The sequence below is a fragment of the Rothia santali genome, assembly GCF_024199905.1.
Lineage (GTDB): Bacteria > Actinomycetota > Actinomycetes > Actinomycetales > Micrococcaceae > Rothia > Rothia santali.
On sequence record NZ_JANAFB010000033.1, the window covers coordinates 1 to 25,138 of the forward strand.

Sequence of the window (25,138 nt, forward strand, 5' to 3'; positions counted from 1 at the left end):
GGGGTTCCCTCTCCCGGGGACCCTCCCCCCTTCCCGGCCGGGTAGGGGGGTGCCCTGTGGTGGGGTCCCCCGCGGAGGGCCCGGGGCGCCCCCCCGGGTTCCCCCGCCTCGACACCGCCCTGGGGCTTCTGGTGCTGGCGGCCGCGGTCGTCTGGGGCGGCAGCCTCTACGGTCCGCTGCCGGGGACCGCGGCGGTGGTCGGCCTCCCCGTATGCCTCTTCGCCGTGACGGGACTGCTGGTGGTCTGGGCCGTGCGGGGTCTCAGGAGCGCCCGGGCAGGCGGTCCCTCCGGTAGGTGATCTCGGAGTATCCGTGAGCCGTGGGGGCGCCGTCCTCGTCGAGGGCGACGAAGACGATCCTGTCGATGGACAGGATCAGCTTGCGGGTGATCATGTTCCGCACCTCGGCCCGCATGGTCAGGGAGGTCCGGCCGAACCGGATGGCCTTGAGGCCCATCTCGATCATGTCCCCCTGGACCGCGGAGGAGACGAAGTTGATCTCCGAGATCAGCTTGGTCACGGCGCGGTAGCTGCCGAGCTGGAGCATCGCGTAAATGGCGGCCTCCTCGTCGATCCAGCGCAGGAGGGAGCCGCCGAAGAGGGTTCCGTTGGCGTTGAGGTCCTCCGGCTTGACCCACTTGCGGGTCCGGAAGTTGACCGCGTCGTCGTCCTCGCTGATCTGGGGGTCCTGCGGCGCGGCGGGGCGGTTCTCGGAGGTCATGCGACCAGCCTAGACCTCGGGGCGCGCGGGTCGCTGTGACCCGGGACGCAGGTCCGGTGGCGCTCGCGGGACGGGGGGCGCGGACGTCGCGCCGTGCCGGGCGGGACGTCGTGGGAACGGGGCACGGGCGTCGTCGCATGGGGTGAGGAGAAGGGCCTCCTTCAACGAGGTTTTCCCGATCTCTACCTCCGGGCATATTCCGTCTCCGGCATGTGGCATGCGGGCGGGCCTCCGGTTCCAGCATCGTGCACCGCCTTTGCCGCGGACCCGAATCATCGGAACGATAGCTCCGAAAAAGCCTAGTAGCGCGAAGGGTATGGTGTTTCCTCGGCCGAAGCCGAAGCCGAAGCCGAAGCCGAAGCCGAAGCCGAAGCCGAAGCCGAAGCCGAAGCCGAACCCGCCTCCGGCCAGCCCCTTCTCCCCCTGAGCGAAAAATCCTTGCGTCCCCACGCCCCGGGGCAGTTTCATGGAGTCATGGATCACTATCGAAGTCCCGGCCCGCGTCCGTCCCGCCTCACCGAGGTGATCGGCTGATGGACGCGGGAACCTGGCTGAACATAGGACTCGTCCTGCTCTTCGTCCTGGTCGGCGGCGTCTTCGCCGCGACGGAGATCGCCCTGGTCTCCCTCCGGGAGGGGCAGATCGACCGGATGGAGCGCCGCAGCCGCCGCGGGCAGCGCGTGGCCGGCATCGCCCGCGACCCCAACCGCTTCCTGGCGGCGGTCCAGATCGGCGTCACGGTGGCGGGCTTCTTCTCCGCGGCCTACGGCGCCTCGACCATCGCCCCCGACCTCGCCCCCGCCCTGACCGGCTTGGGCCTCGGCGAGCAGACCGCGCAGACGGCGGCCCTGGTGCTGATGACCCTCCTGGTGGCCTTCTGCTCGCTCGTGCTCGGCGAGCTGGTGCCCAAGCGCCTCGCGCTCCAGCGCTCCTCGGGGATCGCCCTGGTGGTGGGGCCGCCCCTGGACACCTTCGCCACGCTCATGCGCCCGGTGATCTGGCTGCTCTCGGTCTCCACCAACGGGCTGCTGCGCCTGCTCCGGGTGGACCCCGACCAGGCCAACGAGCAGATGTCCGAGGAGGAGCTGCGCGACCTCGTCGTGGCCCACGAGGGCCTGCCCGAGGACGAGCGGCAGATCCTGCGCGACGTCTTCCGCACCAACGAGCGCACCATTAGCGAGGTCATGCGCCCCCGCCACGAGGCCGTCTTCCTCTCCGCAGACCTCTCCCTCACGGAGGCCGTCGCCGAGATCTCGGAGCACCCGTACTCCCGCTACCCGGTCACGGGCGAGGACTTCGACGACGTCCTCGGTTTCGTCCACGTCCGGGACGTCCTGCTCGCCGAGCCCCGCGCGGGCTCCCGCACGGTCCGGGACCTCGCGCGCCGGATCGTGGTGCTGCCGGGCACCAACGGCGTCCTCGGCTCGATCACGCTGATGCGCCGCGAGCGGACCCACATCGCCGTCGTCATCGACGAGTACGGCGGCACGGACGGGATCGTGACCCTCGAGGACCTGGTGGAGGAGCTCGTGGGGGAGATCGAGGACGAGTACGACGCCGAGGGCGCCCCTCCGCCGGTCCGGCCGGGCGCGGAGGAGGTCGTCGTCGAGGGCGGCCTGACCCTGGAGGACGTGGCCGACGACGCCGGCCTCCAGCTCCCCGAGGGCCCGTACGAGACCATCGGCGGCTTCCTCCAGGACGAGCTCGACCGGGTGCCGTGCGCCGGCGACGTCGTGGTGATCGAGGGGCGCGAGGTCGAGGTGCTCACCATGGACGGGCACCGGGTGGAGTCGGTGCGCATCGCCCCGAGCCGGGCCCCGGAGGCCGGCCGGGTGGAGGAGGCGGGCCGGGCGGCCGGCTGACCCGCCCCGATCGTCATCAACCGGTGACAGAGACGAAACCACTGGTCAGCCTGCTTATGGAAGACTGGGCCCATGACAGATATGAGCAAGGTCACATTCCAGGACGGCGTCGTCACCTCCAAGGCCCACGCCACCAAGCTCAAGAAGACGGTGGGCACGACCCTGCTGTTCTTCTTCATCGTCGGCGACACCCTCGGCGCCGGCATCTACACCCTCGTGGGGACCATGGCCAACGACGTCGGCGGGGCCCTTTGGGTGCCCCTGATCGTGGCGCTGATCCTGGCCCTGCTGACCGCCGGCACCTACGCGGAGCTGATCACCAAGTACCCGCGGGCGGGAGGGGCGGCGCGCTACGCCGAGGTGGCCTTCAAGCGGCCCTACCTGACCTTCCTCGTCGGGTTCCTGATGCTCTCCTCCGGGATCACGACGGCGGCGTCGCTGGCCAACGCCTTCGCCGGCGACTACCTGGCCTCGCTCATCGACGTCCCGCCCGTCCCGGTCACGCTCGCCTTCATCGTGCTGCTGATCCTGGTGAACATGCGGGGCGTGCGGGAGTCGCTCTCGGCCAACGTGGTCATGACCCTGATCGAGATGACCGGCCTGGCGATCATCATCGTGGTCGCGGCGATCGTCTTCGGCAGCGGCGACGGGGACATCTCGCGCGCCGTCGAGTTCGCCCCCGACGTCGCCCCCGTGGCCGGGATCTTCGCGGCGTCGATCATCGCCTTCTTCTCCTTCCTCGGCTTCGAGGCCGCGGCGAACATGGCCGAGGAGGTCAAGGACCCGACCCGCTCCTACCCGCGGGCGCTGTTCGGGGCGATCGGCACCGCGGGCATCGTGTACACGCTGATCGCCGTGGGCGCCGCGATCGTGGTCCCGACCTCGCAGCTGGCCGACTCGACCGGGCCGCTGCTCGAGGTCGTCAGGGCCTCCGGCGTCGCGGTGCCGGAGACCCTGTTCGCGCTGATCGCCCTGGTGGCGATCGCCAACGGCGCCCTGCTGTTCATGGTCATGGCCAGCCGCGCGACCTACGGCCTCGCGGAGGCGGCGCTCCTGCCGCAGGTCTTCGGGCGGGTGCTCCCGCGGCGCCGGACCCCCTGGGTCGCGATCCTCACGGTGGGCCTGGCGACCATGGCCATGAGCCTGGTGGGCGACGTCGGGCAGCTGGCGGCCACCACGGTGCTGCTGCTCCTGCTGGTGTTCATCTCCGCGAACATCTCGGTCCTGGTCCTCAAGAAGGACAAGGTGGCCCACCGGCACTTCACGGTGCCGCGGATCGTGCCGATCGTCGCGTTGATCGCCAGCATCGTACTGCTGACCCAGCAGACCCTGGAGGTGTGGCTCATCGGCATCGGCTACGTCGTGGTGGGCACGATCCTGTTCCTCGTCGCGCGGGCCACCCGCGGCAAGGACGCGCCGGCCCCGGTCACCCGGGACAACCCGCAGGTCGGCCGGACGGCGGAGTGATCTCCGACGCACGCAACCTCCCCCGGTTGACAGCGCTGATAGGTTGGTCCGATGTGCCTGGAGCCGGCGCGGTCGAACGCCGCGCGAGCGCCGGACCGTAAGGGCACCCCCGCGCCCGCCGGCGCGGCCATCGTCTTCGCGGCGCATCGATCAGGAAATCAGGTATCGCGTGTCCGCCGAGACCACCCATCACGAGGCCGTCAGCCCCTCGGACCATCAGACCGACCTGACGGCCGGCCCCCGGACCGGCCGTCTGGGCGGCGAGCGGCGTCCGGAGCGCGGCTCATCGCCCGCCCCGGCGCCCGTGGGGGCCGACCGCTGGGTGACCGGCATCAGCGCCGGCGCCCTGGGGGCCTTCGTCCTCGGCGCGATCGTCTTCCCGGAGACGGTCAGCTCGTGGGTCGACGTCGGGCTGGCCAAGTCCGCTCAGTGGTTCGGCCTCTACTGGCAGATCCTCCTCCTGGCGACCTTCCTCATCGCCATCGCCCTGGCGTTCACCCCGTGGGCCCGGGCCAAGCTGGGCGGGACCTCCGTCCCGGAGTTCGGCCGCTTCAAGTGGGTCGCCATGGTCATGAGCACCCTGCTGGCCGGCGGCGGGGTCTTCTGGGCCGCGGCGGAGCCCGTGAACCACCTGGTGAGCACCCCGCCGCGCGTCGGCGAGCTCGACCCCGGGTCCGCCCAGGCCGCCTTCACGGCCCTGTCCCAGAGCTTCGTGCACTGGGGCTTCCTCGCCTGGGCCATCATCGGCTCGCTGGGGACCATCGTGATGATGTACGGCGTCGAGAAGGGGATGCCGCTGCGCCCCCGCACCCTGCTCTACCCGCTGATGGGCACCCGGGCCGCGACGCACTGGATCGGCGCCGTCGCGGACATCGTGGCGATCATCGCGGTGGTGGCCGGGACGGTCGGCCCCATCGGCTTCCTCGGGCTGCAGGTCTCCTACGGCCTCTCGGCGTTCTTCGGCGTCCCGGACACCTACCTCACGCAGCTGATCGTCATCGCCCTCCTGGTGGGCATCGCCTGCGCCTCGGTGATCTCCGGGCTGGGCAAGGGCATCCAGATCCTCAGCCGGGCGAACATCTGGCTGGCCGCGGCTCTCATGGCCCTGATCGTGGTCCTGGGCTCCGCGTGGTACCTGCTGAAGTCCTTCGTGGGCGGGCTCGGCGTCTACGCGCAGAGCTTCTTCGGCGCCACCCTCTACCAGGGCGACGCGGAGTGGCTGTCCCAGTGGACGCTGTTCTTCTTCGGCTGGTTCCTGGGCTACGCCCCGCTCATGGCCATCTTCATCGCCCGCATCTCCCGCGGGCGCACCGTCCGGGACCTGATCGTGAGCACCACGGTGCTGCCCCCGCTGGTCAGCTGCGTCTGGTTCACCGTGCTGGGCGGGACCGGCGTCATGTTCGAGCAGCGCTCGCCGGGCTCGATCTCGGAGCCGCTGGCGGAGTCCGGGCTGCCCGCCGCGGTCATGGCCATCTCCTCGCAGCTGCCGATGACGACGCTGGTCGGCGGCGCCTTCCTGGTCCTCACCCTCGTCTTCGTGGCGACCACCGCCGACTCGATGTCCTACAGCATCGCCCAGTCCTGCGCGCCCTCGGGCGAGCCGTCCACGGTGCAGCGGACCCTGTGGGCCCTGATCATGGGCGCGGCGGCCGCGGTGCTCATCTCGATCGGCGACGGCGGGATCAACGCGCTGCAGTCCTTCATCGTTGTCACCGCGGTGCCCGCTGGCTTCCTGATGCTTCCGGCGGTCTGGGGCGCGCCGCTGTACGTGCGGCGGCTGGCGCTCGAGCAGGGGGTCGTGCGCCCGCGCGCCGGGTCCTGACCGCCGCGGCTCAAGATCCCCTCAAGGAACGCCGAAGGGTTCCTCCCGCGGGGTCGTAAATTGCCCGATCCTTGCGCCGGGCGGCGTCCTTCCCTTGATCCTTTACCGGGAAACTATGATCATCGCCCGGGCAATCCGGTCTCGGGCCGGACACTCAGGGATGGTCATGAAGAAGACAACCAAGGGCGCACTCGCCATCGGGGCCGGCGTGGTCCTGCTCATCGGCGGCGGCGGATCGCTGGCCGTGTGGAACCAGAGCGTGGGATCCGAGGCCGGCACCCTGCAGGCCGGTAACCTCGCGCTCACCGCGGGCCAGGGCACCTGGACCGACGCCGAGGGCCAGGCCGTGGACCTCGCCTCGTACCGCGTGGTCCCCGGCGACACGCTGACCTACAGCCAGCCGATCGGCGTCGTGCTCGAGGGTGACAACCTCAAGGCGGAGCTCACCTCGACCGGCGTGGCCGAGTCCGGCTTCGACTCCCAGAACATCGAGGTCAGCGACCCGGTGCTCACGACGACCGCGGGGGACCCGGTCCCCGCGACCCTCTCGGAGTCGGGGCAGTTCGAGGCCTCGATCTCCTTCGAGTTCCTCAGCACCACCACCGGCACGGACGACACGCTCTCGACCCACGACTTCGAGAACGTCGGATTCAAGCTGGAGCAGCTGGACGCCGGCGCGGCTGCGTAGTCCCGAGGGGATCCGGCCCCGCAGCCCCGGGCGGGCGCGGGGCCGGATCCGCCGGCACCCCGGATCACAGTGGAGGGCGGTCCCATGTCCACCAGGACGTGCTGGAGGGCGGTGAGCGCCGTGGCCCTCGCCGTCGTGCTCGGCCTGCTCACGGTGCAGGCCTCCCTCGCCCTGTGGTTCCAGGTGGTCGGTGCGGGCGCGGGCGCGGTGCAGGCGGCGGACTTCACCGTCCGGGTCGCCGACCCCGTCTCGGGCGGCTCCGGTGCCCTGGGTGAGACCCGTGCCCGGCCCCTGCCCGTGCAGGCCGCGGGCGGGGAGCTCGACCGCGGCGGGACTGCCTTCTACCGCGTGGACCTGAGCAACCTCACCGACGCGGGCGGTTCCTTCGACCTGCGGATCAGACCGGATGGGCCGGCGGCGATCACGCCGGCCTCGGCGGCCTCCGCCCTGGGCGACTCGCTGCGGCTGGGCCTCGCCGCCGCCGGCCCCGTGCCCTGCGAGGCGGCCGCCTATGCGCCCCTCCCGGTCGGGACCGCCGCGGTGGGGGACCTCCCGTCGCTCACCGTGGGCAAGGGCGGAACCGGGGGCCTCTGCCTCCGCGCCACGCTGTCACCGGACGCGCCCGCCGACCTGAGTGGACTGCAGGCGGGCGTCACGCTCGATCTCACGGCCCTCCAGGTGGCCGGCTCCGAGGGGGAACCATGATCCAGGACGCGCACGCGCCCGCGCCTGTCGAGGCGGACCGCGCGGCCCCGGAGCGTGCCGACGCCGTGGGAGGGGACCTCGAGCCGGCGCGGCCCCTCTGGCGGCGTCTCTCGCGGGGCGCCCTGGCCGTCCTCAGCTTCCTGGCCCTCTGCGCCGCCGTACTCGCCGCGCTGGTGCTCGTGGTCGTCCCCGCCCTGACGAACTCCGGGACCTACACGATCCTCACGTCGTCCATGAGCCCCCACTACCCTCCGGGCACGCTCATGGTGGTCAAGCCGACGCCGTTCGAGCAGCTGCGGCCTGGAGACGTCATCACGTACCAGATCGAGTCCGGCCGGCCCGAGGTGGTCAGCCACCGGGTCGTCTCGATGACGGCCGACCAGCAGGGCGAGCCGATGCTGATCACCCGGGGCGACAACAACTCGGAGCTCGACGCGCAACCGGTCCGCGAGGTCCAGGTGCGCGGGAAGCTGTTCTTCGCGGTCCCCCTCGTGGGCCACGTCGCCAACTGGCTCGGCCACCAAGAGCGCGGAGTCGTGGGGCAGGCGCTGGCGGCCGCACTCATCCTCTACGGCCTCTACGCCCTCGTCAGCGCGGGTCTGTCGGGACGACGCCGAGGCGCTCGGTCCGCCGGTGCGGCCGCGGCGGGGGACCGGAGCGAGACGACGGACGGGAAGGCGGTACCCGATGGGCAGGCGCGGTGAGGCCCGGGCGCGGGGCGGGCGCCGGATCCCCGGTCTCCGCGTCGCCCTGGTCGTCTACCTGTCGGTGGTCCTGAGCGGGGTGACCGGGGCGGTCGGCCACGCGCTGTGGTCGCAGCAGGGAGCCGTCACGGCGACGGTCTCGATCGCCGAGTTCGCACCGGCCGCCGTCGAGGCGTCCAGCATCCGCTGCGAGGCGTCCTCCGCCGGCACGGCCGCCGCATCCCTGGCGGTGGCCTTCGACGCCAGCCCGGGGGCGACGTCGTACACCCTGGTGCTGCGGGCGGAGGATGGGCGGACGACGGGGCCGATCACGATCTCCGGGACCAGCGGCGAGATCCCGCTGGAGGCGGCCGCGCCGGAGGAGGGGCAGGAGCGATATGCGCTCAGGATCCAGCCCTTCCGCGAGGGCGCTGCGGCGGGTGGCGAGCCCGCCTACCGTGCCGTCCTCGTCGAGAGGTCGCCGGACCGCGATGCGAGAATCGAGTGCGGCCCGTACGCGGGGACGGGCTTCTAGGGCGGGCACGGAACCGGCAAGACTACTTTCGTCTATGTGTCGTGGCTTGTGAGGTGGGTAAAATTTCAATGATGTGAGGGAGATGGTCATGGCCGCGGACCGGAGTATGTATGGATGACGGCCGTGTCGCCGTGGTGGTCGAGCACGATGACGGCATGCGGACCGTCCTGGGGGCGATCCTCCGCCGCACGGGGTTCGAGGTCCACTACGCGGATGCCGGCATCTACGGGGTGGCCCTGGCGGCCGAGGTGGAGCCAGACCTGGTCACCCTCGCGATGGACCTCCCCGACATCGACGGCTTCGAGGCGATCCGCCGGATCCGCCGCCTCTCCGACGCCCACCTGGTGGCGATCAGCGCGTGGACCGAGGAGGCCGACGTCGTCTACGGCTTGCAAGCCGGGGCCGACGACTACATGACCAAGCCGCTCAGGCGCCGCGAGTTCAGGGCGCGGGTCGACGCCCTCCTGCGCCGCAGCGAACGCATCAGGGCCCCCGCCAGGTCGCCCGCCCGGCACGGTCTCGACCCGGCGGTCCCGGGGGGTTCGTGGCGACAGGAAATGAGGCGTCTGGGCGCCATCGTCGTGCCCGGGGAGGGCTCGAGGAGCCACCACCAGGCCACGCTGCGCCCCCACCGGCTCGTCCTCAACGACCTCGTGGTGGAGCCCGCGACCTATACGGCCCTGCTGGGCGAGGCGGAGCTGCCGCTGACCCCCACCGAGTTCGCGCTGGTCCACGCGATCCTGCGCTGCGGCCGGATGGTCCGGACCAAGCGGGCCCTGGTCCGGGAGCTGCGGGACGGCGACGCCGAGTCGGGGACCTTCGTCTCCACCGCCGACGAGCGCAGCATCGAGGTCCACGTGGCCAACCTGCGCCGCAAGCTGGGCGACGACGCGATGGACCCGCGGTGGATCGAGACGGTCCGCGGCGTCGGCTACCGGGCCGCGCGCCCGCGTTGACCCGGCCGGGCGGTGACCCCCGGTAGAGTGAGACGGACCTCACCCGACCCCGAGGAGAACCATGACCGTGAAGACCGCCGACCTCTACGACGACCTGGGCGAGGACATCCAGTCCCTCTCCCTGCAGATGCAGAACCTCGGCGGGATCGAGGCCTTCGAGGGGCCCCTGCGAACCGTCAGGTGCTTCGAGGACAACGCCCTGCTGAAGTCGGTCCTGTCCGAGCCGGGCGAGGGGCAGGTGCTCGTCGTCGACGCCGGGCACTCGCTCAAGCGCGCCGTCATGGGGGACATGATCGCCGAGCTCGCGCGCGGCAACGGCTGGGCCGGCGTCGTCATCTTCGGCGCGATCCGGGACCGCGAGGAGATCGCGCGGACCGCCATCGGCGTCAAGGCGCTCGGCAGCAACCCGCGCAAGAGCACCAAGACCGGCGAGGGAGAGCGGGACGTGACCCTCACGGTCGACGACGTCGTATTCGCCCCCGGCAAGCGGCTCTACAGCGACGCGGACGGGATCCTCGTCGAGCGCTGAGCTGCGACGCCGGGCGGCCCGCCTCGCGGGTGCCGGGCCGCGCCGCCGGCCGGCCCGTCCCTCACCCACCCCGTCCGGCGTCCTCCGCCCGGCCGGGGCTCGCGCGTCTCACGCTCGCGCGGTGCGGTGCCCGGGGCCGCGCGCCCTAGGCTGGAGGGATGATCACCCAGCGCTCGCACCCCCGCTCCCGTCCGCTCGTACTCTCCACCCTCGCCGTGCTGGGCGCCTCCGTGGTGCTGAGCGGCTGCTCGACCGACGACGGCCGGGAGTCCGCCGAGCGGCTGGCCCAGGCCCTGTCCGCGCGCTCGCTGGACGGCGTCGCCACCGGCTCCCCGGACGCCCCCGACCAGCTGGCCGAGGCCCTCGCACAGATGCCCGTGGACCCGGAGGTCACCCTGGCCGACTACGCGCCCGGGGACGGGACCGGCACGGCCCAGCTGGACTGGACCTGGCAGATCTCCGACGACGCCGCGTGGACCTACCGCACCGAGGCGACCCTCGAGCGCGACGGGCAGGACGCCTGGGTCCTCGACTACGCCCCGGGGTCCCTGGCTCCCGGCCTGGGCGAGGGGGAGGCCCTGCGCGTGGACCGCGCCCCCGCCGAGCGCGGCGAGATCCTCGACGCGAACGGCGTCGTCCTGATGGGCGACCGGCCGGTGCAGCGCGTGGGGATCGACAAGGAGGGGATCTCCGCCGAGTCGGCCGAGCGCTCCGCCCGCCAGCTCGCGGAGGTGCTCGAGATCGACCCGGACCAGTACGCGCAGCAGGTCGCGGCGTACGGCGACCAGGCCTTCGTCGAGGCGATCGTGCTCCGGGAGGGCGACTACGAGGAGGTCGCGGACCGCGTGCGCGGCATCGGCGGGGCGACCGCCCTGGCCGACACCCTGCCGCTGGCCCGGGAGCGCGGATTCGCCGCGGGCGTCCTGGGGTCGGTGAGCGAGGTGACCTCGGAGGACATCGAGGGCTCGGACGGCGCGCTCGCGGCCGGCGACGTCGTCGGGCGCGGCGGCCTGCAGGGGGCGTTCCAGGAGGAGCTGGCCGGCGAGGACGGGTTCGTCGTCTCGGTGGCCCCCGGCACCGACGGCACGTCCGCCCCGGGGGCCGGCCGGATCCTCGAGCAGGTCGAGGCGACGGACGGCGAGGACCTCGCGACCACGCTGGACGAGCGCTACCAGGACGCGGCGCAGGAGGCGCTCGCGGACGTCGAGTCGGCGTCGGCCGCGGTGGTCGTGCGGCCCTCGACCGGAGAGGTCCTGGCGGCGGCCGACGGCCCGGACTCGGACGGGTACAACACCGCGCTGCTGGGCCAGTACGCGCCCGGCTCGGTGTTCAAGCTGGCCACCGCGGCCGGGCTGCTGGAGCAGGGCATGACCCCGGACTCGCCGGTGCAGTGCACGCCGGAGGTCGACGTCGAGGGGCGCGAGTTCGCGAACGCGAGCACCTACCCGGCGGAGCACCTCGGCGAGATCAGCCTGGGCGAGGCGATCGCGCAGTCCTGCAACACGGCCTTCATCGCCGAGCGCGGGGAGCTGTCCCAGGCGGAGCTCGCCGACGCCGCGCGCTCCCTCGGCTTCGGCCAGGACTACGACCTGGGGGTCGAGGCGTTCGGCGGGTCCATCGAGGAGGAGGACTCCGGGGCCGAGCACGCGGCGTCGATGATCGGGCAGGGCCGGGTGCTGACCTCGCCGCTGGGCATGGCCGTCATGGCGGCGAGCATCCAGGACGGCTCCGTGGTGCAGCCGCGGCTGGTCGAGGAGCGCGAGGCGGGCGAGGCCCCGGCGTCGTCGTCGCTGAGCGAGGAGCGGTTCCAGCAGCTGCGGGACATGATGCGCGGGGTGGTCACGGACGGCCACCTGACCGTGCTGCAGGACGTCCCCGGCGCCCCGGTGGGCGGCAAGACCGGGACCGCCGAGTACGGCGAGGAGACCCCGCCGAAGACCCACTCGTGGGTGGTGGCCACGCAGGGGGATCTCGCGGTCAGCGTCTTCGTGGAGGACGGCGACTACGGCGCCGTGACCGGCGGCCCGATCATGCAGGACCTGCTGACCCGGCTCGCGGAGCTGCCGGCGCAGGATGACTCCGCGCGGGGCTGACGGCCCGCACGGTCAGTCGTTGGGCAGGGTGGCCAGGGCGTCGATCTCCACCAGCGCCCCGGGCCGGGCCAGCGCGGTGACCACGCCGACGACGACGGCGGTGCGGTGGTGCCCCCACACCTTCAGCGCCGCGGCGCTCGCGGCCTGCACGTCAGCGTCGCCGACGATCTGGATGGCCAGGCGCCCGACGTGGTCGCGATCCGTCCCGACGTCGTCGAGCACCGCCAGGACGTTGCGCATGGCCTGGGCCGCCTGCGCCTCCACGCCCTCCAGCAGCTCGCCCTCGCGGGTCACGCCGTTCTGGCCGCCGATCACCAGCAGGGGGCCCTGGAGGAGCGTGGCCTGGTCGTAGTGCTCGGAGCGGTGCAGGGCGTCCGGGTTGATGTGCTCGATCACGGCGAGTCCTCCCGCAGGGGGCTGACCTCTTCGAGGATGCCGCGCAGGCGGGCGAGGTCGTCCCGGACCATCGCGGCGTCGCGGCTGAAGGTCTCCTCGTCGATGCCGTCCTGGCGGATCGTGAACACCACCTCCGAGCCCTCGGGGTGGGGCAGCACGCGCAGCGGGTTGTAGACGGTCTCCCCGTGGGGGAGGGTCACCTCGTGGTCGAGCACGCCGAAGGCGTTGCGCCCGACGAACCGGACGCTGACGCGCCCCATGGGCGACTCGGTGACGAGCGTGTCCCCTTCCCGGCTCACCTCCGACTGGGCCAGCCCCGCGGCCCAGCGCTGCATGTTGGCCGGGTTGGAGGCGAACTCGTAGACCTCGTCCGGGGGCCGCCGGATCACCACGCCGATGTGTTGACTGTCCATGACCCCATCCTGGTCCGCGGCGGGCCCGGGGGCAAGGGGTGGCCCCGGGCCTGTGGACGACGCCGGCCCGCCGGCCCGGAATCACCGATCCCGGCCTCTCGGCCCGCCCGTCGACGCCGTCGCCCCGGCCCGCCCCGGCCCGCCCGCCTCAGTCCTCGATCAGCGCGAGGACCTCCCCCGAGGCGACCGTGGAACCCGCCCGCGCCCGGAGCAGGGTGAGCGTCCCCGCGCGGTGGGCCGTCACGGGCTGCTCCATCTTCATGGCCTCGAGGACCAGCAGCGGCTCGCCCGCCGCGACCCGCGCGCCCTCCTCCGCCAGCACCGTCGTCACCACGCCCTGGACCGGGGCGGTGAGCCGGTCGCCCGCGGCGCCGGGCAGGTCGTCGTCCTCCGCGAGGCCGGGGACCTCCGCCCGGAGGGCCGGCGGCACGGGCAGCCGGACGCGCCGCCCGGCGAGCTCGACGACGTCGGGCCCGGGCGGCGTCCCGGAGGCGGCGCCCGCGGGGAGCTCCCGCGCGAACTCCGTCTCGATCCAGCGCGTGTGGACGGCGAACCGGGCGGCGGCGCCCCGCCCCGACCGGCGTCGTCCGCCCCCGCCAGCTCCGGCGCGAAGGCCGCCTCCTCCAGCACGGCCCGGTGGAACGGCAGCACGGTGGGGACGCCCTCGACGCGCAGCTCCGCGAGCGCGCGCCGCGCCCGCCGCAGCGCCTGCTCGCGCGAGCCGCCGGTGACCACCAGCTTGGCGATCAGGGAGTCGAAGGCCCCGGAGACGACGTCGCCCGCCCGGAACCCGGCGTCGACCCGCACCCCCGGCCCGCTCGGGACCTCGAAGCGCGTGATGGTGCCGGGGGAGGGCAGGAAGTCCCGCCCCGGATCCTCCCCGTTGAGGCGGAACTCGAGGGAGTGCCCGCGGATCTCCGGGTGCCCGGGGGTCAGCCGCTCGCCGCGGGCGATGCGGAACTGTTCCGCGACCAGGTCCAGCCCCGAGACCTCCTCGGAGACCGGGTGCTCGACCTGCAGCCGGGTGTTGACCTCGAGGAAGCTGATGGTGCCGTCCCGTCCCACCAGGAACTCGCACGTCCCGGCGCCCACGTACCCCGCCTCGCGCAGCAGCGCCCCCGAGGCGCGGTACAGCTCCCGGTTCTGCTCCTCGGAGAGGAACGGCGCGGGCGCCTCCTCCACGAGTTTCTGGTTCCGCCGCTGCAGCGAGCAGTCGCGGGTGGAGACCACGACGACGGTCCCGTGCGCGTCCGCCAGGCACTGCGTCTCGACGTGACGCGGGGCGTCGAGGAACCGCTCCACGAAGCACTCGCCGCGCCCGAACGCCGCGACGGCCTCGCGCACGGCCGAGTCGTAGAGCGCGGGGATCTCCCCGCGCTCGCGGACCACCTTGATCCCGCGCCCGCCGCCGCCGTGCGCGGCCTTGATCGCCACGGGGAGGCCGTGCTCGTCGGCGAAGCGCAGGACCTCCTCGGCGTCGCGCACGGGATCCACCGTGCCCGGGGCGAGCGGGGCACCCACCTTCTCCGCGATCCGCCGCGCGGAGACCTTGTCCCCCAGCGCCTCGATCGCGGCCGGGGGAGGCCCGATCCAGACCAGGCCCGCCTCGCCCACCGCGCGGGCGAACTCCGCGTTCTCGGAGAGGAAGCCGTAGCCGGGGTGGACGGCGTCGGCCCCGGTGAGGCGCGCCGCCTCGAGGATCTTGGCGATGTCCAGGTAGGACTCGGCCGCGGTCGCCCCGCCCAGGGGGACCACCTCGTCGGCCATCTCCACGTGGAGGGCGCCGCGGTCCGGCTCGGCGTAGACGGCCACGGCGGCCAGCCCCTCGTCGTGGGCCGCGCGGATCACCCGCACCGCGATCTCGCCGCGGTTGGCGACCAGCACCTTGCTGAATCCCGTCATCGTCGTCTCCTGTTCGTCTCCAAGGGGCCCCGGGGCTCGCACTGGCTCAGCGCAGCCGCGCGACCGCCTCGCCCACGGCCCGCAGCGCCGCCTCGATGGTCCCCAGGTCGGTCGCGTAGGACATCCGGAAGAACGGCTCCGTGCCGTACGCCGAGCCCTGGATGACCGCGACGTCGGCGCTCTCCAGCAGGTACAGCGTGACGTCCTGGTCGTTCTCCAGGGTCCCGCCCTCGGGCGTGCGCCGCCCGATGAGCCCCCGGCACCCGACGAAGAGGTAGAACGCGCCGTCGGGCACCACGGCCTCCAGCCCGTCGATCCCCGCGAGCAGCTCCAGCGCGCGGTCCCGCCGCTGCCGGTAGATCTCGACGCCGCGCCGCACGCACTCCTGGTCCCCCGTCAGCGCCGCGACGGCGGCCGCCTGGCTGATCGAGGAGGGGCACGAGGAGGTCTGCGACTGCAGCAGGTTCACGGCCCTGACCAGCTCCGGGTCCCCGACGCCGTAGCCCAGCCGCCAGCCCGTCATCGCGTAGCTCTTGGAGACCCCGTTGACCGTGAAGATCCGCTCGCGCAGGGCGGGGGCGGCCTCCGCGAGCCCGACCATCCGGCCCTCGCCGAAGTAGATCTCGTCGTAGATCTCGTCCGTCAGCACCCGCACCTGCGGCGCCTCCTCCAGCACCTCTGCCAGGGCCTCCAGCTCCGCCCGGGAGTAGGCGACGCCGGTCGGGTTGCTGGGGGTGTTGAGCACCAGCCACCGCGTGCGCTCCGTGAGGGACTCGCGCAGCAGCCGCGGGGTGAGCTTGTAGCCGTCCTCGGGGGTCGTCTCCGCGATCACCGGGGTGCCGTCGTTGGCCCGCACCATGTCCGGGTAGGAGACCCAGTACGGGGCGGGGACGATGACCTCGTCGCCCTCGTCCAGCGAGGCCGTGAAGGCGAGGAAGATGATCTGCTTGCCGCCGCCGCCCACGGTGATCGCGGCGTCGGGATACTCGATCCCGGAGGAGCGAAGCATCCGCTCGCGGATCGCCTCCCGCAGCGCCGGGGTGCCGTTGACGGAGGTGTACTTGGTCTCCCCGGCCTCGATCGCCGCGATCGCCGCGTCCTTGACGTGCCGCGGGGTGTCGGCATCGGGCTCGCCCACCGTGAGGTCCAGGATGGGCCGGCCCTCGGCCTTGAGCTCCCGCACGCGGGCCGCCGCGGCGGTGCTGGGGGAGACCTTGATGCGCCGGACGCGGGAGGAGGGCGTGAAGGTGCTCGTCTCGGCGGTCATGAGCGCGCCCCCAGACCGTGGTCGGGGTCGACGTCGTCGAGGTCCGTGGTGATCCCCTTGGCCCGCAGGACGTCGTGCAGGTTGCACAGGTCGATCGTCGTCCGGCCGGCCTTGTACTCCTCGATCAGGCGGTTCTCGGTGTCCTCCCGCTCCTGGGAGAGCCGGGTGACCTCCTCGACCTCCTCGCGGCGGACCACGACGACGCCGTCCGCGTCCCCGACCACGGCGTCGCCCGGGCGGATGACCTGGCCGCCGAAGGTCACGGGCTGGTTGATCGGCCCGAGGGTCTCCTTGACCGTCCCCGTGATGGAGATGCTCCCGGAGAACACCGGCAGGCCCAGCTCCCGCAGCGCCTGGGTGTCCCGGACGCCGCTGTCGGTCACCACGGCCGCGATGCCCTTGGCCTTCGCGGCGTTGCCCAGCACGTCGCCGAAGGTGCCGGCCTGCGGCATGCCCGCGGCGGAGACGACCAGCACGTCGCCCGGCCGCGCGTAGTGGATCGCGACCTGCAGCATCAGGTTGTCCCGCGGCGCGCACACCACGGTGAACGCGGAGCCCGAGAAGCGCATGTCCCGGTCGATCGGCTTGATCCCGGACTGCACGGCGCCGCGGCGGCCCTGGGCCTCGTGGATCGTGGCGCTGCCGAACTTCCCGAGCCCGGCCAGCGCCGCGGCGTCGGCCCGCTCGATCTTGGTGGTCACGTGCGGCGGGCTGCTCAGCTGCGCCGCGGGTGCGTTGATGCTCATGCTTCTCTCCTGTCGAAGGTGAGCCCACCGGGGACCTGGAAGGTGGGCATGATCTCGATGAGACCCAGGTTGGCGTGGCGGGGCGCGGAGATCGCGAAGTCGATCGCGGAGACGATGTCCTCCGTGGTCAGCGACTCGTACCCCTCGTAGAAGGTCTCCCAGGCCTCCCGCATGGCCTCGGGGGTGCCGCCGAGGTTCCGGCCGAAGATCTCGGTCTCCACCCGGCCCGGGGCGATCTCCGTGACGCGGATCCGCTTGCCGACGGTGTCGTTGCGGATCTGCCGGGAGATCTGGTGCACCGCGGCTTTGGTCGCGTGGTAGGCGGTGTGGCCGAAGAAGTTGTACAGCCCGGCGATGCTCGAGATGTTCACGACGTGCCCGAGGTCCCGCTCCACCATGCCCGGCAGGAAGATCCGGACCAGCTGCAGGACGGCGCGGACGTTGACGTCCACCATGTCGTCCAGGTCCTCGCGGGTCGAGCTGAGGACGTTGCCCTGCCGGCTCACGCCCGCGTTGTTGACCAGGACGTCGACCTCGAGGCCGCCGAGCTCCGCCTCGAGGGCGTCGGTGTCGGAGAGGTCGACGGCGTGGGGGATCGCCCCGGTGCGCTCGGCCAGCTCCTCGAGCCGGGCGCGGTCCCGGGCCACGGCGTGCACCGTGAGGCCCTCGGCCGCGAGCCTCTCGACGGTGGCGGCCCCCATCCCGGTGGAGGCCCCGGTCACCAGGGCGGTGCGGTAGTCGCTGTATGGCATGTGATCCATCCCTTTCGGTAGTGCGTCGGTCGGTGCGCGGCGGACGGCTGGCCGTCCGCCGCGGCCCGGGTGGCTAGTCGTCGCGCAGCGGCACGTGGGCGCGGTCGGTGAGGCTCAGCACCGCGATCAGCGTGCCGAGCGCGGTCACCACCGCGTAGAACGCGGGCATGTAGATGTTCCCGGTCAGGCCGATGAGCCAGGTCATCAGTAGCGGCGCGGTGCCGCCGAACAGGGCGGCCGAGATGTTGTACCCCAGGCCGTAGGCGCTGTAGCGGATGCGGGTCGGGAACAGCTCCACGATCAGCACGTGCAGCACCGCGGTGTGGCCGGCGAAGACGACCGCCATGATGCAGGCGCCCAGGATGGCCAGCGGCAGCTCGCCGGTGGCGATCAGCGCGTAGGAGGGGATCGCGACGACGGCCATGGCCACCGCCGCCCCGGCGATCACCCTCTTGCGGCCGATCCGGTCCGACAGCGCCCCCATGAACGGGATGGCGATGCAGATCGCGATCAGGCTGGTGCCGGTCACGACGAGCGCGGTGCCGATGTCGAAGCCGACCTTCTCGCCCTGCAGGAACGAGGGCATGAAGCTGAAGAGCACGTAGTACCCCGAGCCGTTCATCAGGGGGATGAACAGCGCGTAGAGCATGGCCCGGCGGTGCTGCGGGGTCTTGAAGGCCTCCTTGAGCGGGTTCCGCGAGAGCCCGCCCGTCTTCTGCAGGCGCTGGAAGTTGGGGGTGTCCTCGAGGGACCGGCGGATGTACCAGCCGATGATGCCGAGGGGCACGGCCACCAGGAACGGGATGCGCCAGGCCCAGGTGCCGAACCCGCCGCCCTCGATCGCCTCGAGCGAGAGCCACGGGGACATCGCGAAGGCCACCAGCGTGCCGGTCAGCAGGGCCGCGAAGGAGGCCACCTGCGCGTAGCTGGTGTGCAGGCCGCGCTTGCCCTCGGGGGCGTGCTCGGCGAGGAAGGTCATGGCGCCGGCGGCCTCGCCGCCCACGGAGAACCCCTGCGCCATGCGCAGCAGGATCACCAGGATCGGCGCCGCGAGCCCGATCGCCGAGTACGGCGGGAGGAGGCCGAGGCACGCCGTCGCGATGCTGATGAGCATGATGACGGCGACCAGCATGCGCTGCCGCCCGATCCGGTCGCCCAGGACGCCGAAGAAGACGGCGCCCAGCGGGCGGACGAAGAAGGACACGGCGTATCCGGCGAAGACGAAGGTCAGGGCGCCGGTGGCCCCGTCGCCGGGGAAGAAGACGATGGCCAGCGCCGTCGCCATGAAGGCGAAGATGCCGTTGTCGTACAGCTCGACGAAGATGCCGATGCAGCCGGCGGTGAGGACCTTGCGCCTGCTCGGCGACTCAGTCGCCCGCACGGAGGCTGGTGAGCTCATGGTGATAACCTCTCTGATTGGGCGTGGCGCCGTCCCCGAAACCAAGACTCGAGAAGACGGTCGTCACGTTGGTGCGGAGGGCGTCGAGCGCCTTTCGCCAGGCGCGCACGTCACTGCGCGCCTGCATGGCGTCGACGTGGCGGAACACCGCCGACTGGCCCGGCCTGAGCTGGCCCAGGGTGTCGAGCGACGTCGACGTCACGACGCCCAGCACCGGGTAGCCGGCCGTCACGCCGCGCCCCCGGTGCAGGACGAGCAGCTCGTCGCCCGGCGGGACCTCCACGGCGCCCACCGGGACGCCGCGGGAGATCTTCTCGTCCGTGCTGGTCCGCACGGGCACCTCCGCGCCCCCGAGCCGCAGGCCGATGTGGTTGCTGCGCGGGGAGACCTCGTAGGGCTGCCGGAAGAGCCGGTGCGCGGTGCCCCCGAACTCCCCGATCTCCGGGCCGTCGACGACGTCGACCACGGCCGTCCCGTCGAGGCTCGGCGGGCAGACCCCCAGGTTGTACAGCGAGATCCCGAGGTAGGGGCTCATGGGCGCGTCGTCCGGGCCGGCCAGCTCGAGGCGCTCGCCCGCGGACAGGGAGTGGCCGAAGCCGACCACCGTGTCCGGCGCGCAGCTGCCGAGCAGGTGCGGGACCTCCACCGAGCCGCGGATCGCGAGGTAGCAGCGCATCCCGGCGACCATGCCCCGCAGCGCGACCCGCTCGCCGGCCCGTACGGGCACCGGCTCCCACTGGGGCCGCGGCTCGCCGCCGACCTCCAGCGTCATCTCCGCCCCCGTCGCGGCGACCAGGACGTCCCGGTCGGGCGTGAATGCGAGGTCGAAGAGCGTGAGCTCGACCAGGGGCGCGTGCTCCGCGTTGCCGACCAGGATGTTGGCGACCCGGGCCGAGTACTGGTCCAGGGCCCCGTTGACGGGCAGGCCGAACTGCGGCCCGCGCACGCGGCCGAGGTCGGTGACCAGGGCCATCGAGGCCTCGTGGATCGTGAGCCCGCCGGTCATCGCGCCTCCTCCGGGATCATGCGGGTGCCGCGCAGGCGCTCGACGTCGTCCGCGCTCGCGGGCACGAACTCCAGCGTGTCGCCGGGGCGGTAGGGAACCAGCGGCTCGGCGTCGAGGTCGAGCACCGTGAGCGGGGTCCAGCCGATCACGCACCAGCCGCCGGGGGCGGCCGCGGGGGTGATGGTCGCCTGGCGCCCGGCCAGGGAGACCGCACCCCGCGGGACGTGGGTCCGCGGGCTGGCCAGGCGGGGGATCGGCACGGAGAGGTCCGGGCCGTCGAGCATCGGCGAGCCGCCGGGGGCGCCGAGGCAGCGGACGGTGTAGGTGGGGGCGGAGTGGGCCGCGACGACGTCGTCGGGCGTCATCCCCGTCAGCTCGGCCACCCGGTCCAGGTCCGGGCCGCCCTCGCCGCCGTAGAGGACGGGGACGCGGAAGTGCCGGGGGTGCTCGTGCAGGGGCGCGTCGAGGTCCAGCCCGGGGAGGGCTGCCTCGATCCGGGCGACGATCTCCTCGTGGCCGGTCACGGCGGCGTCGAACTCCACCAGGACGGACTCGTAGGTGGGGATGGCCACGGTGAAGCCGGGGATCTCGGAGCCGGTGAACAGGCGGGCCAGGCGGTGGACGAGGCGCCAGTCGCGCTCGCGGTCGCCGGTCCGGCCGGTCACGCGCACGGCCGCCTCGCCCGCGGTGCTGATCAGGGCGGCGCTCATGCGCGCAGCCGCTCGGGATCGAGGGGCGCGATCTCGACGCCGGCGCCCTCCAGCTCCGCGCGGATCCGCCGGGAGGTCTCCACGGCCTCCGGGCTGTCGCCGTGCAGCAGGACGGTGTCCGCGGCGACCGGGATCTCCCGGCCGTGGCGGCTGTCGATCACGCCGTCGCGGACCATGCGCACCGTGCGGCGGGCGATCTCGTCGACGTCGTGGATCACCGCGCCCTCCTCGGAGCGGGGGACCAGCGTGCCGTCGTCCTCGTAGGCGCGGTCGGCGATGCCCACGATCGCGACCGGCAGGCCGGCCGCCCGGGCGGCGTCGGCGAGGGCCCCGTCCTGCGCCAGGACGATGATCTCCGGGTCCACGCGGGTCACGGCGTCGACGACGGCCTCGGCGTAGTCGGGGCGCACGGCCACGAGGTTCCCGAGCCGGCCGTGCGGGGCCAGGTGCGCGACGCGGGTGCCGTGGTACGCGGCGAAGGCGGCCAGCGCGCCGAGCTGGTAGACGACGTCGGTGCGCACCTCGTGCGGGGTGAGGTCCATCGCGCGGCGGCCGAAGCCCACGAGGTCCGGGAAGCTGGGGTGGGCGCCGATCGCGACGCCGCGGCGCACGCACTCGGCGACCGTGCGGTCCATCACGCGGGGGTCGCCGCCGTGGAATCCGCAGGCGACGTTGGCGGAGGTGAGCACCTCGAGGAGAGCGGCGTCGTCCCCCATGGTCCAGGGGCCGAAGCTCTCGCCGAGGTCGGCCACGAGGTCGATGCGCTGTGCCATGGGTGCTCCTTGTCCGTGTCCGCGGGTTTTCCTGTGATGACGCTAACAAGGTGGGGGCGAGCTTGTGCAGGACTTGCCGAGTCGTATGCCAAATTGGTGCCAAAGTCGCGCATTTACGGGGCTATGCTGGCAAAAAGTGGCAAAGCTTTTGCCGAAGGGTGGAGACGATGGCCATACCGGAGCGGCGCGTGAGGCGCCGGGTGACGCTCAGCGAGATCGCGCGCGCCAGCGGCGTCGCGCCCTCGACGGTCTCCCGCGCGCTCTCGAACCCCAACCGGGTGAGCCCGGCGATGTACGAGCGGATCGCGCGGAAGGCGCGGGAGATGGGCTACGAGTCGGCGATGCTGCCGGGCGGCCGGGACCGGCTCTCCTCGGGCACCATCGCCCTGGTCCTACCCAACCTCTCGAACCCCTTCAACCTCGACCTGATCCGGGGCTGCCAGGCGCAGGCCCAGGCCGCGGAGTTCCTGTTCCTCATGGTCTCGACCGAGGAGTCGGTCCACGTGGAGACCACCTGGCTGGTCGAGCTCTCGCAGACGGTGGACGGGATCGTCCTCGCCTCACCGCGGGCCGACGACGCCGTGCTCAGCGGGATCGCGGACAACGTCCCCATCGTGACGCTCAACCGCGAGGTGCCGTGGCTCTCCGGGGTCCTCATCGACACGCCCGCCGGGTGCTCGCAGGCGCTGGACTACCTGGTCTCGCTGGGGCACCGGCACGTCGCCTACGTGCGCGGCCCGGAGAGCTCGTGGAGCGACCGGGCCAGGATGGACGCGCTCACGGCGCGGTCCGCCCACCACGGGGTGGAGCTGACGCCGGTGGGCAACTTCCTGCCCTCGGTGGAGTCGGGGGCGGCCGCGGCCGACGTCGTGGCCCTCACCGGCGCCACGGCCTGCATCTTCTTCAACGACACGCTGGCCATCGGGGCGCTGGACCGCTTTCGGCGGCGCGGCATCCCCGTCCCGGAGCGGATGAGCGTGGTGGGGTGCGACGACATCTTCGCCGCCTCGTTCTCGGACCCGCCGCTGACCACGGTCACCGCCTTCGGCGAGCGGGCCGGCCGCGCGGCCGCGGACCTGCTGATCAGCCAGTTCTCCCAGCGGGACCGGGCGCACCGGATCGACCGCCAGGCGGCGCACCTCTCGGTGCGCGAGTCCACGGGGCCGGCCCCGCGGGATTAACGGCGCCGCGCCCGCCCGCGCTACGCCGCCCCCAGCACCACCACGTTGCCCGCGGCGTGCCCGGACTCGACCGCGGCGACCGCCGCCGCGGCGTCGTCGAGCGGGTGGGCGGCGCTGACGACCGGCGCGAACTCCCCGCGGGCGACCAGCGCGGCGATCTCCGCGAAGACCTCCCGGTGCGCCGCCGCGTGACGCCGCCGCCGCCCAGGCTCTCGGCGAGGGCGGGATCGGCCGGCTGCGCAGCGCGTGGGGCGAGCGGAGCAGGGCCGCGGCGTCGCGCAGCACCTCGCCGCCGACGAGGTCCACCACCCCGTCCACGCCCTCCGGCGCGGCCCGGCGCACCCGGTCCGCCCAGCCGTCCCCGGAGGCCACATGCCGCGCGCCGAGCCCCTCCACGAGCTCCCGCTTGCCCTCCGAGGCGACGCCGAGGACCCGCAGCCCCCGGGCAGCGCCGAGACCGCACGCCGCGCTGCCGACCCCGCCGCCCGCCCCCAGGACCAGCAGGACGCCGCCCTCGGGCAGGCCCAGCTCGTGCAGGGCGTCGTAGGCGGTGCCCACGGAGACCGGGATGCTGGCCGCCTGGGCCGGCTCGACGCCGTCGGGGATCCGGGCCGCGGAGCCCGCCTCGAGCAGGACCGTCTCCGCCAGCGTCCCGGTGCCCGCGGCCGCCGCGCCGAAGACGCGGTCCCCGGGGGCGAAGGCCTCCGCACCGGGCCCGACGCCGACGACGACGCCGGCCGCCTCCCGCCCCATCGCCATGGGGAAGCGCACGGGGAACCCGCCCTGCCGCTGCCCCGAGCGGACCTTGACGTCCGCGGGGTTGACCCCGGCCGCCGTCATGCGCACCAGGAGCTGGTCCGGGCCGGGCGAGGGCTCCTCCACGGTCATCATCCGCGCGACCTCGGGGCCGCCGTACTCCTCGTATCCCAGGATTCGCATCATGGGTCCATCTAACACCCGCGGGGGCGCCAACACCCGCGGTGCCGCCGAGGTCCCCCGCGTCGTCCGCGGGATCAGGCGGAGGCGTGCTCCCGGTTGAGGTCCTCCACGATCTCCTCGGCCTCCTCGCGGGAGCCGGCCGCGGGGGTCGAGCCCCACAGCGGGCGGCCGTTGCTCTCCCGGACGAAGTGGATCGCCACGAGGCCGACGACGCCGGAGGCCATCAGGTAGTACGCGGGCCACATGAGGTTGTCGGTGGATCCCACGAGCGCGCTCATGACCGTGGAGGTGGTGCCGCCGAACAGCGAGATCGAGACGTTGAACGCGATGGACAGCGCGCCGGCGCGGATCGCGGTCGGGAACAGCGAGGGCAGCGTCGAGGGCATGGTCGCGCTGAAGCAGATCAGGGTGAGCCCCATGATGAGCAGGCCCAGCAGGACCGTGAGGTCGCCGTCGCCGCGGATCAGCAGGATCGAGGGGATCGAGAGCACGATCAGGGCGACCGAGCCGGTGCGGACCACGGCCTTGCGGCCCACGCGGTCGGAGATCCACCCGATGACCGGGATCAGGACCACGAGGATCGCCATCACCACGATCTGCAGGACCTGCGAGGTCAGCTCGGAGACGCCGCCCCCGCCCTGGATCCGGGTGACCGCCGGGAAGTAGGTGGGGATGTAGGCGGTGAGCATGTAGTTGGCGACGTTCCAGGCCAGCACCAGCCCGATGCAGGTGAGCAGGCTCGGCCAGAGCGCGAAGATCTTGCGGAACTGGCCCTTGGTCTTGTTGTCCTTCTCGCGCTTCTCGGAAGCCGCCTCGAGCTGCAGGTAGGCCGGCGTGTCGGCCAGCTTGGAGCGCAGGTAGACGCCGACCAGGCCCAGCGGCAGGGCGAGGAAGAACGGGATGCGCCAGCCCCAGGAGAGCATCTGGTCGGGGCTGAGCAGCAGGCCCATGACGGTCGCGAAGACCGCGCCGAGCAGGTACCCGGTGAGCGTGCCCACCTCCAGGAGGGAGCCGAGGAAGCCGCGGCGCCGGTCGGGGGCGTACTCGGCGATAAAGGTCATCGCGTTGCCGTACTCGCCGCCCGTGGAGAAGCCCTGCAGGAGGCGGCAGCCCAGCAGCAGGAAGGGCGCCCAGAGGCCGATCGCGGCGTGGTCGGGCAGGATCCCGATCGCGAAGGTGCCCAGCGCCATCATGACCATGGTGATGGCCAGGACCCTGTTGCGGCCGATCCGGTCGGCCAGCGGGCCGAAGAACATGCCGCCGAAGGGGCGGACCAGGAACGCGACGGCGAACAGGCCGGCCACGATGATGCCCCCGGCCACGCCGGCGGACTTCGGCAGGAAGACCCCCTCGATCGTGGTCTGGAGGTATCCGTAGACGCCGAAGTCGTACCACTCGGTGATGTTGCCGATCGCCGCGGCGCCGACGGCGCGCTTGATGACGCTCGGCTGGGTGACGGTGACCTCGTCGACGCTCCAGCGCCGTCGGACGTTCTCGGGACCGAACACGGTGTGCCTTCCTGTGGGGTGCGAGTGCGATGCGCGGGCGGGCGGGCGCGCGGATCCCGCGGGCCTCGATCACCCTGCTTACTTTT

The 25,138-nt window shown here is 72.9% G+C and carries 23 protein-coding genes and 2 pseudogenes; 11 read left to right on the forward strand and 14 right to left on the reverse strand.

All coding sequences use genetic code 11. The annotated features are described in order from the left end of the window. Window positions 1-261: 261 nt before the first annotated feature. Entirely contained in the window at window positions 262-720 is a 459-nt protein-coding gene (locus NBM05_RS11825) for an acyl-CoA thioesterase (RefSeq protein WP_254167655.1), read from the reverse strand. A 533-nt stretch (window positions 721-1,253) separates the two neighbouring features. Here NBM05_RS11825 and NBM05_RS11830 point away from each other — a divergent pair. From NBM05_RS11830 to NBM05_RS11875, 10 genes are all read left to right on the forward strand, one after another. Next, on the forward strand, window positions 1,254-2,582 hold the full coding sequence (locus NBM05_RS11830; protein ID WP_254167657.1) for a hemolysin family protein: 1,329 nt from the start codon (window positions 1,254-1,256) through the stop codon (window positions 2,580-2,582). A gap of 81 nt (window positions 2,583-2,663) precedes the next feature. Then, window positions 2,664-4,049: an APC family permease gene (locus tag NBM05_RS11835; protein ID WP_254167659.1), complete on the forward strand. Its 1,386-nt coding sequence runs from the start codon at window positions 2,664-2,666 to the stop codon at window positions 4,047-4,049. Between the two features lie 169 nt (window positions 4,050-4,218). Beyond that, the gene (locus NBM05_RS11840; RefSeq protein WP_254167661.1) at window positions 4,219-5,871 is read left to right on the forward strand and encodes a BCCT family transporter; all 1,653 of its coding nucleotides are present in this window, start codon (window positions 4,219-4,221) and stop codon (window positions 5,869-5,871) included. Between the two features lie 166 nt (window positions 5,872-6,037). Continuing rightward, entirely contained in the window at window positions 6,038-6,559 is a 522-nt protein-coding gene (locus NBM05_RS11845) for an alternate-type signal peptide domain-containing protein (RefSeq protein WP_254167663.1), read from the forward strand. Between the two features lie 84 nt (window positions 6,560-6,643). Next, the gene (locus tag NBM05_RS11850) at window positions 6,644-7,264 is read left to right on the forward strand and encodes a hypothetical protein (RefSeq protein WP_254167665.1); all 621 of its coding nucleotides are present in this window, start codon (window positions 6,644-6,646) and stop codon (window positions 7,262-7,264) included. Beyond that, window positions 7,261-7,968, forward strand: coding sequence for a signal peptidase I (locus tag NBM05_RS11855; RefSeq protein WP_254167667.1), 708 nt, complete (start codon window positions 7,261-7,263; stop codon window positions 7,966-7,968). Before NBM05_RS11850 ends, NBM05_RS11855 begins: the two co-directional genes overlap by 4 nt. Then, complete coding sequence (locus tag NBM05_RS11860) at window positions 7,952-8,482, forward strand: hypothetical protein (RefSeq protein WP_254167669.1); 531 nt, start codon at window positions 7,952-7,954, stop codon at window positions 8,480-8,482. The genes NBM05_RS11855 and NBM05_RS11860 overlap by 17 nt, the downstream gene beginning before the upstream one ends. A 110-nt stretch (window positions 8,483-8,592) precedes the next feature. Beyond that, window positions 8,593-9,438: a response regulator transcription factor gene (locus NBM05_RS11865; RefSeq protein ID WP_254167671.1), complete on the forward strand. Its 846-nt coding sequence runs from the start codon at window positions 8,593-8,595 to the stop codon at window positions 9,436-9,438. Between the two features lie 61 nt (window positions 9,439-9,499). Further along, window positions 9,500-9,967: a ribonuclease E activity regulator RraA gene (gene rraA, locus NBM05_RS11870; RefSeq protein WP_254167673.1), complete on the forward strand. Its 468-nt coding sequence runs from the start codon at window positions 9,500-9,502 to the stop codon at window positions 9,965-9,967. 158 nt (window positions 9,968-10,125) lie between these two features. After that, the gene (locus tag NBM05_RS11875) at window positions 10,126-12,060 is read left to right on the forward strand and encodes a penicillin-binding transpeptidase domain-containing protein (RefSeq protein WP_254167681.1); all 1,935 of its coding nucleotides are present in this window, start codon (window positions 10,126-10,128) and stop codon (window positions 12,058-12,060) included. 12 nt (window positions 12,061-12,072) lie between these two features. Here NBM05_RS11875 and NBM05_RS11880 read toward each other — a convergent pair whose 3' ends face one another. The 10 genes and pseudogenes from NBM05_RS11880 to NBM05_RS11925 all read right to left on the reverse strand — a co-directional run bounded on the left by NBM05_RS11880 (window position 12,073) and on the right by NBM05_RS11925 (window position 21,424). After that, a complete protein-coding gene (locus NBM05_RS11880; protein ID WP_254167683.1) occupies window positions 12,073-12,456 on the reverse strand; it encodes a RidA family protein in 384 nt (127 codons plus the stop codon). After that, entirely contained in the window at window positions 12,453-12,869 is a 417-nt protein-coding gene (locus tag NBM05_RS11885; protein ID WP_254167685.1) for an SRPBCC family protein, read from the reverse strand. Before NBM05_RS11885 ends, NBM05_RS11880 begins: the two co-directional genes overlap by 4 nt. A 148-nt stretch (window positions 12,870-13,017) precedes the next feature. Next, window positions 13,018-14,771 (reverse strand): annotated as a pseudogene (locus tag NBM05_RS11890) (acetyl/propionyl/methylcrotonyl-CoA carboxylase subunit alpha). A 46-nt stretch (window positions 14,772-14,817) separates the two neighbouring features. Next, window positions 14,818-16,038 (reverse strand): aspartate transaminase, encoded by a 1,221-nt coding sequence (locus NBM05_RS11895; RefSeq protein ID WP_254167687.1) that lies wholly within the window; start codon window positions 16,036-16,038, stop codon window positions 14,818-14,820. Next, window positions 16,035-16,784: a 4-carboxy-4-hydroxy-2-oxoadipate aldolase/oxaloacetate decarboxylase gene (locus NBM05_RS11900; RefSeq protein ID WP_254167689.1), complete on the reverse strand. Its 750-nt coding sequence runs from the start codon at window positions 16,782-16,784 to the stop codon at window positions 16,035-16,037. The genes NBM05_RS11895 and NBM05_RS11900 overlap by 4 nt, the downstream gene beginning before the upstream one ends. After that, entirely contained in the window at window positions 16,781-17,536 is a 756-nt protein-coding gene (locus NBM05_RS11905) for an SDR family oxidoreductase (RefSeq protein WP_254167691.1), read from the reverse strand. The genes NBM05_RS11900 and NBM05_RS11905 overlap by 4 nt, the downstream gene beginning before the upstream one ends. A 73-nt stretch (window positions 17,537-17,609) precedes the next feature. Continuing rightward, window positions 17,610-18,935, reverse strand: coding sequence for an MFS transporter (locus NBM05_RS11910; RefSeq protein ID WP_254167693.1), 1,326 nt, complete (start codon window positions 18,933-18,935; stop codon window positions 17,610-17,612). Next, window positions 18,904-19,941, reverse strand: a complete 1,038-nt coding sequence (locus NBM05_RS11915; protein WP_254167695.1) for a 5-oxoprolinase subunit C family protein — start codon at window positions 19,939-19,941, stop codon at window positions 18,904-18,906. The genes NBM05_RS11910 and NBM05_RS11915 overlap by 32 nt, the downstream gene beginning before the upstream one ends. Then, on the reverse strand, window positions 19,938-20,651 hold the full coding sequence (locus NBM05_RS11920) for a 5-oxoprolinase subunit B family protein (RefSeq protein WP_254167697.1): 714 nt from the start codon (window positions 20,649-20,651) through the stop codon (window positions 19,938-19,940). The genes NBM05_RS11915 and NBM05_RS11920 overlap by 4 nt, the downstream gene beginning before the upstream one ends. After that, window positions 20,648-21,424, reverse strand: coding sequence for a LamB/YcsF family protein (locus NBM05_RS11925; RefSeq protein ID WP_254167699.1), 777 nt, complete (start codon window positions 21,422-21,424; stop codon window positions 20,648-20,650). Before NBM05_RS11925 ends, NBM05_RS11920 begins: the two co-directional genes overlap by 4 nt. Window positions 21,425-21,624: 200 nt before the next feature. Between NBM05_RS11925 and NBM05_RS11930 the strand changes: the two genes are divergently transcribed. Further along, window positions 21,625-22,605, forward strand: a complete 981-nt coding sequence (locus NBM05_RS11930) for a LacI family DNA-binding transcriptional regulator (RefSeq protein ID WP_254167701.1) — start codon at window positions 21,625-21,627, stop codon at window positions 22,603-22,605. A 20-nt stretch (window positions 22,606-22,625) separates the two neighbouring features. On the opposite strand, the gene NBM05_RS15920 is transcribed toward NBM05_RS11930, so the two are convergent. From NBM05_RS15920 to NBM05_RS11940, 3 genes and pseudogenes are all read right to left on the reverse strand, one after another. Beyond that, entirely contained in the window at window positions 22,626-22,979 is a 354-nt protein-coding gene (locus NBM05_RS15920; RefSeq protein ID WP_373689328.1) for a zinc-binding dehydrogenase, read from the reverse strand. Beyond that, window positions 22,921-23,547, reverse strand: a pseudogene (locus NBM05_RS15925) (alcohol dehydrogenase catalytic domain-containing protein); the annotation flags it as partial. The pseudogene NBM05_RS15925 and the gene NBM05_RS15920, both read right to left, overlap by 59 nt. A gap of 71 nt (window positions 23,548-23,618) precedes the next feature. Continuing rightward, entirely contained in the window at window positions 23,619-25,052 is a 1,434-nt protein-coding gene (locus tag NBM05_RS11940; protein ID WP_254167704.1) for an MFS transporter, read from the reverse strand. Window positions 25,053-25,138 lie beyond the last annotated feature (86 nt).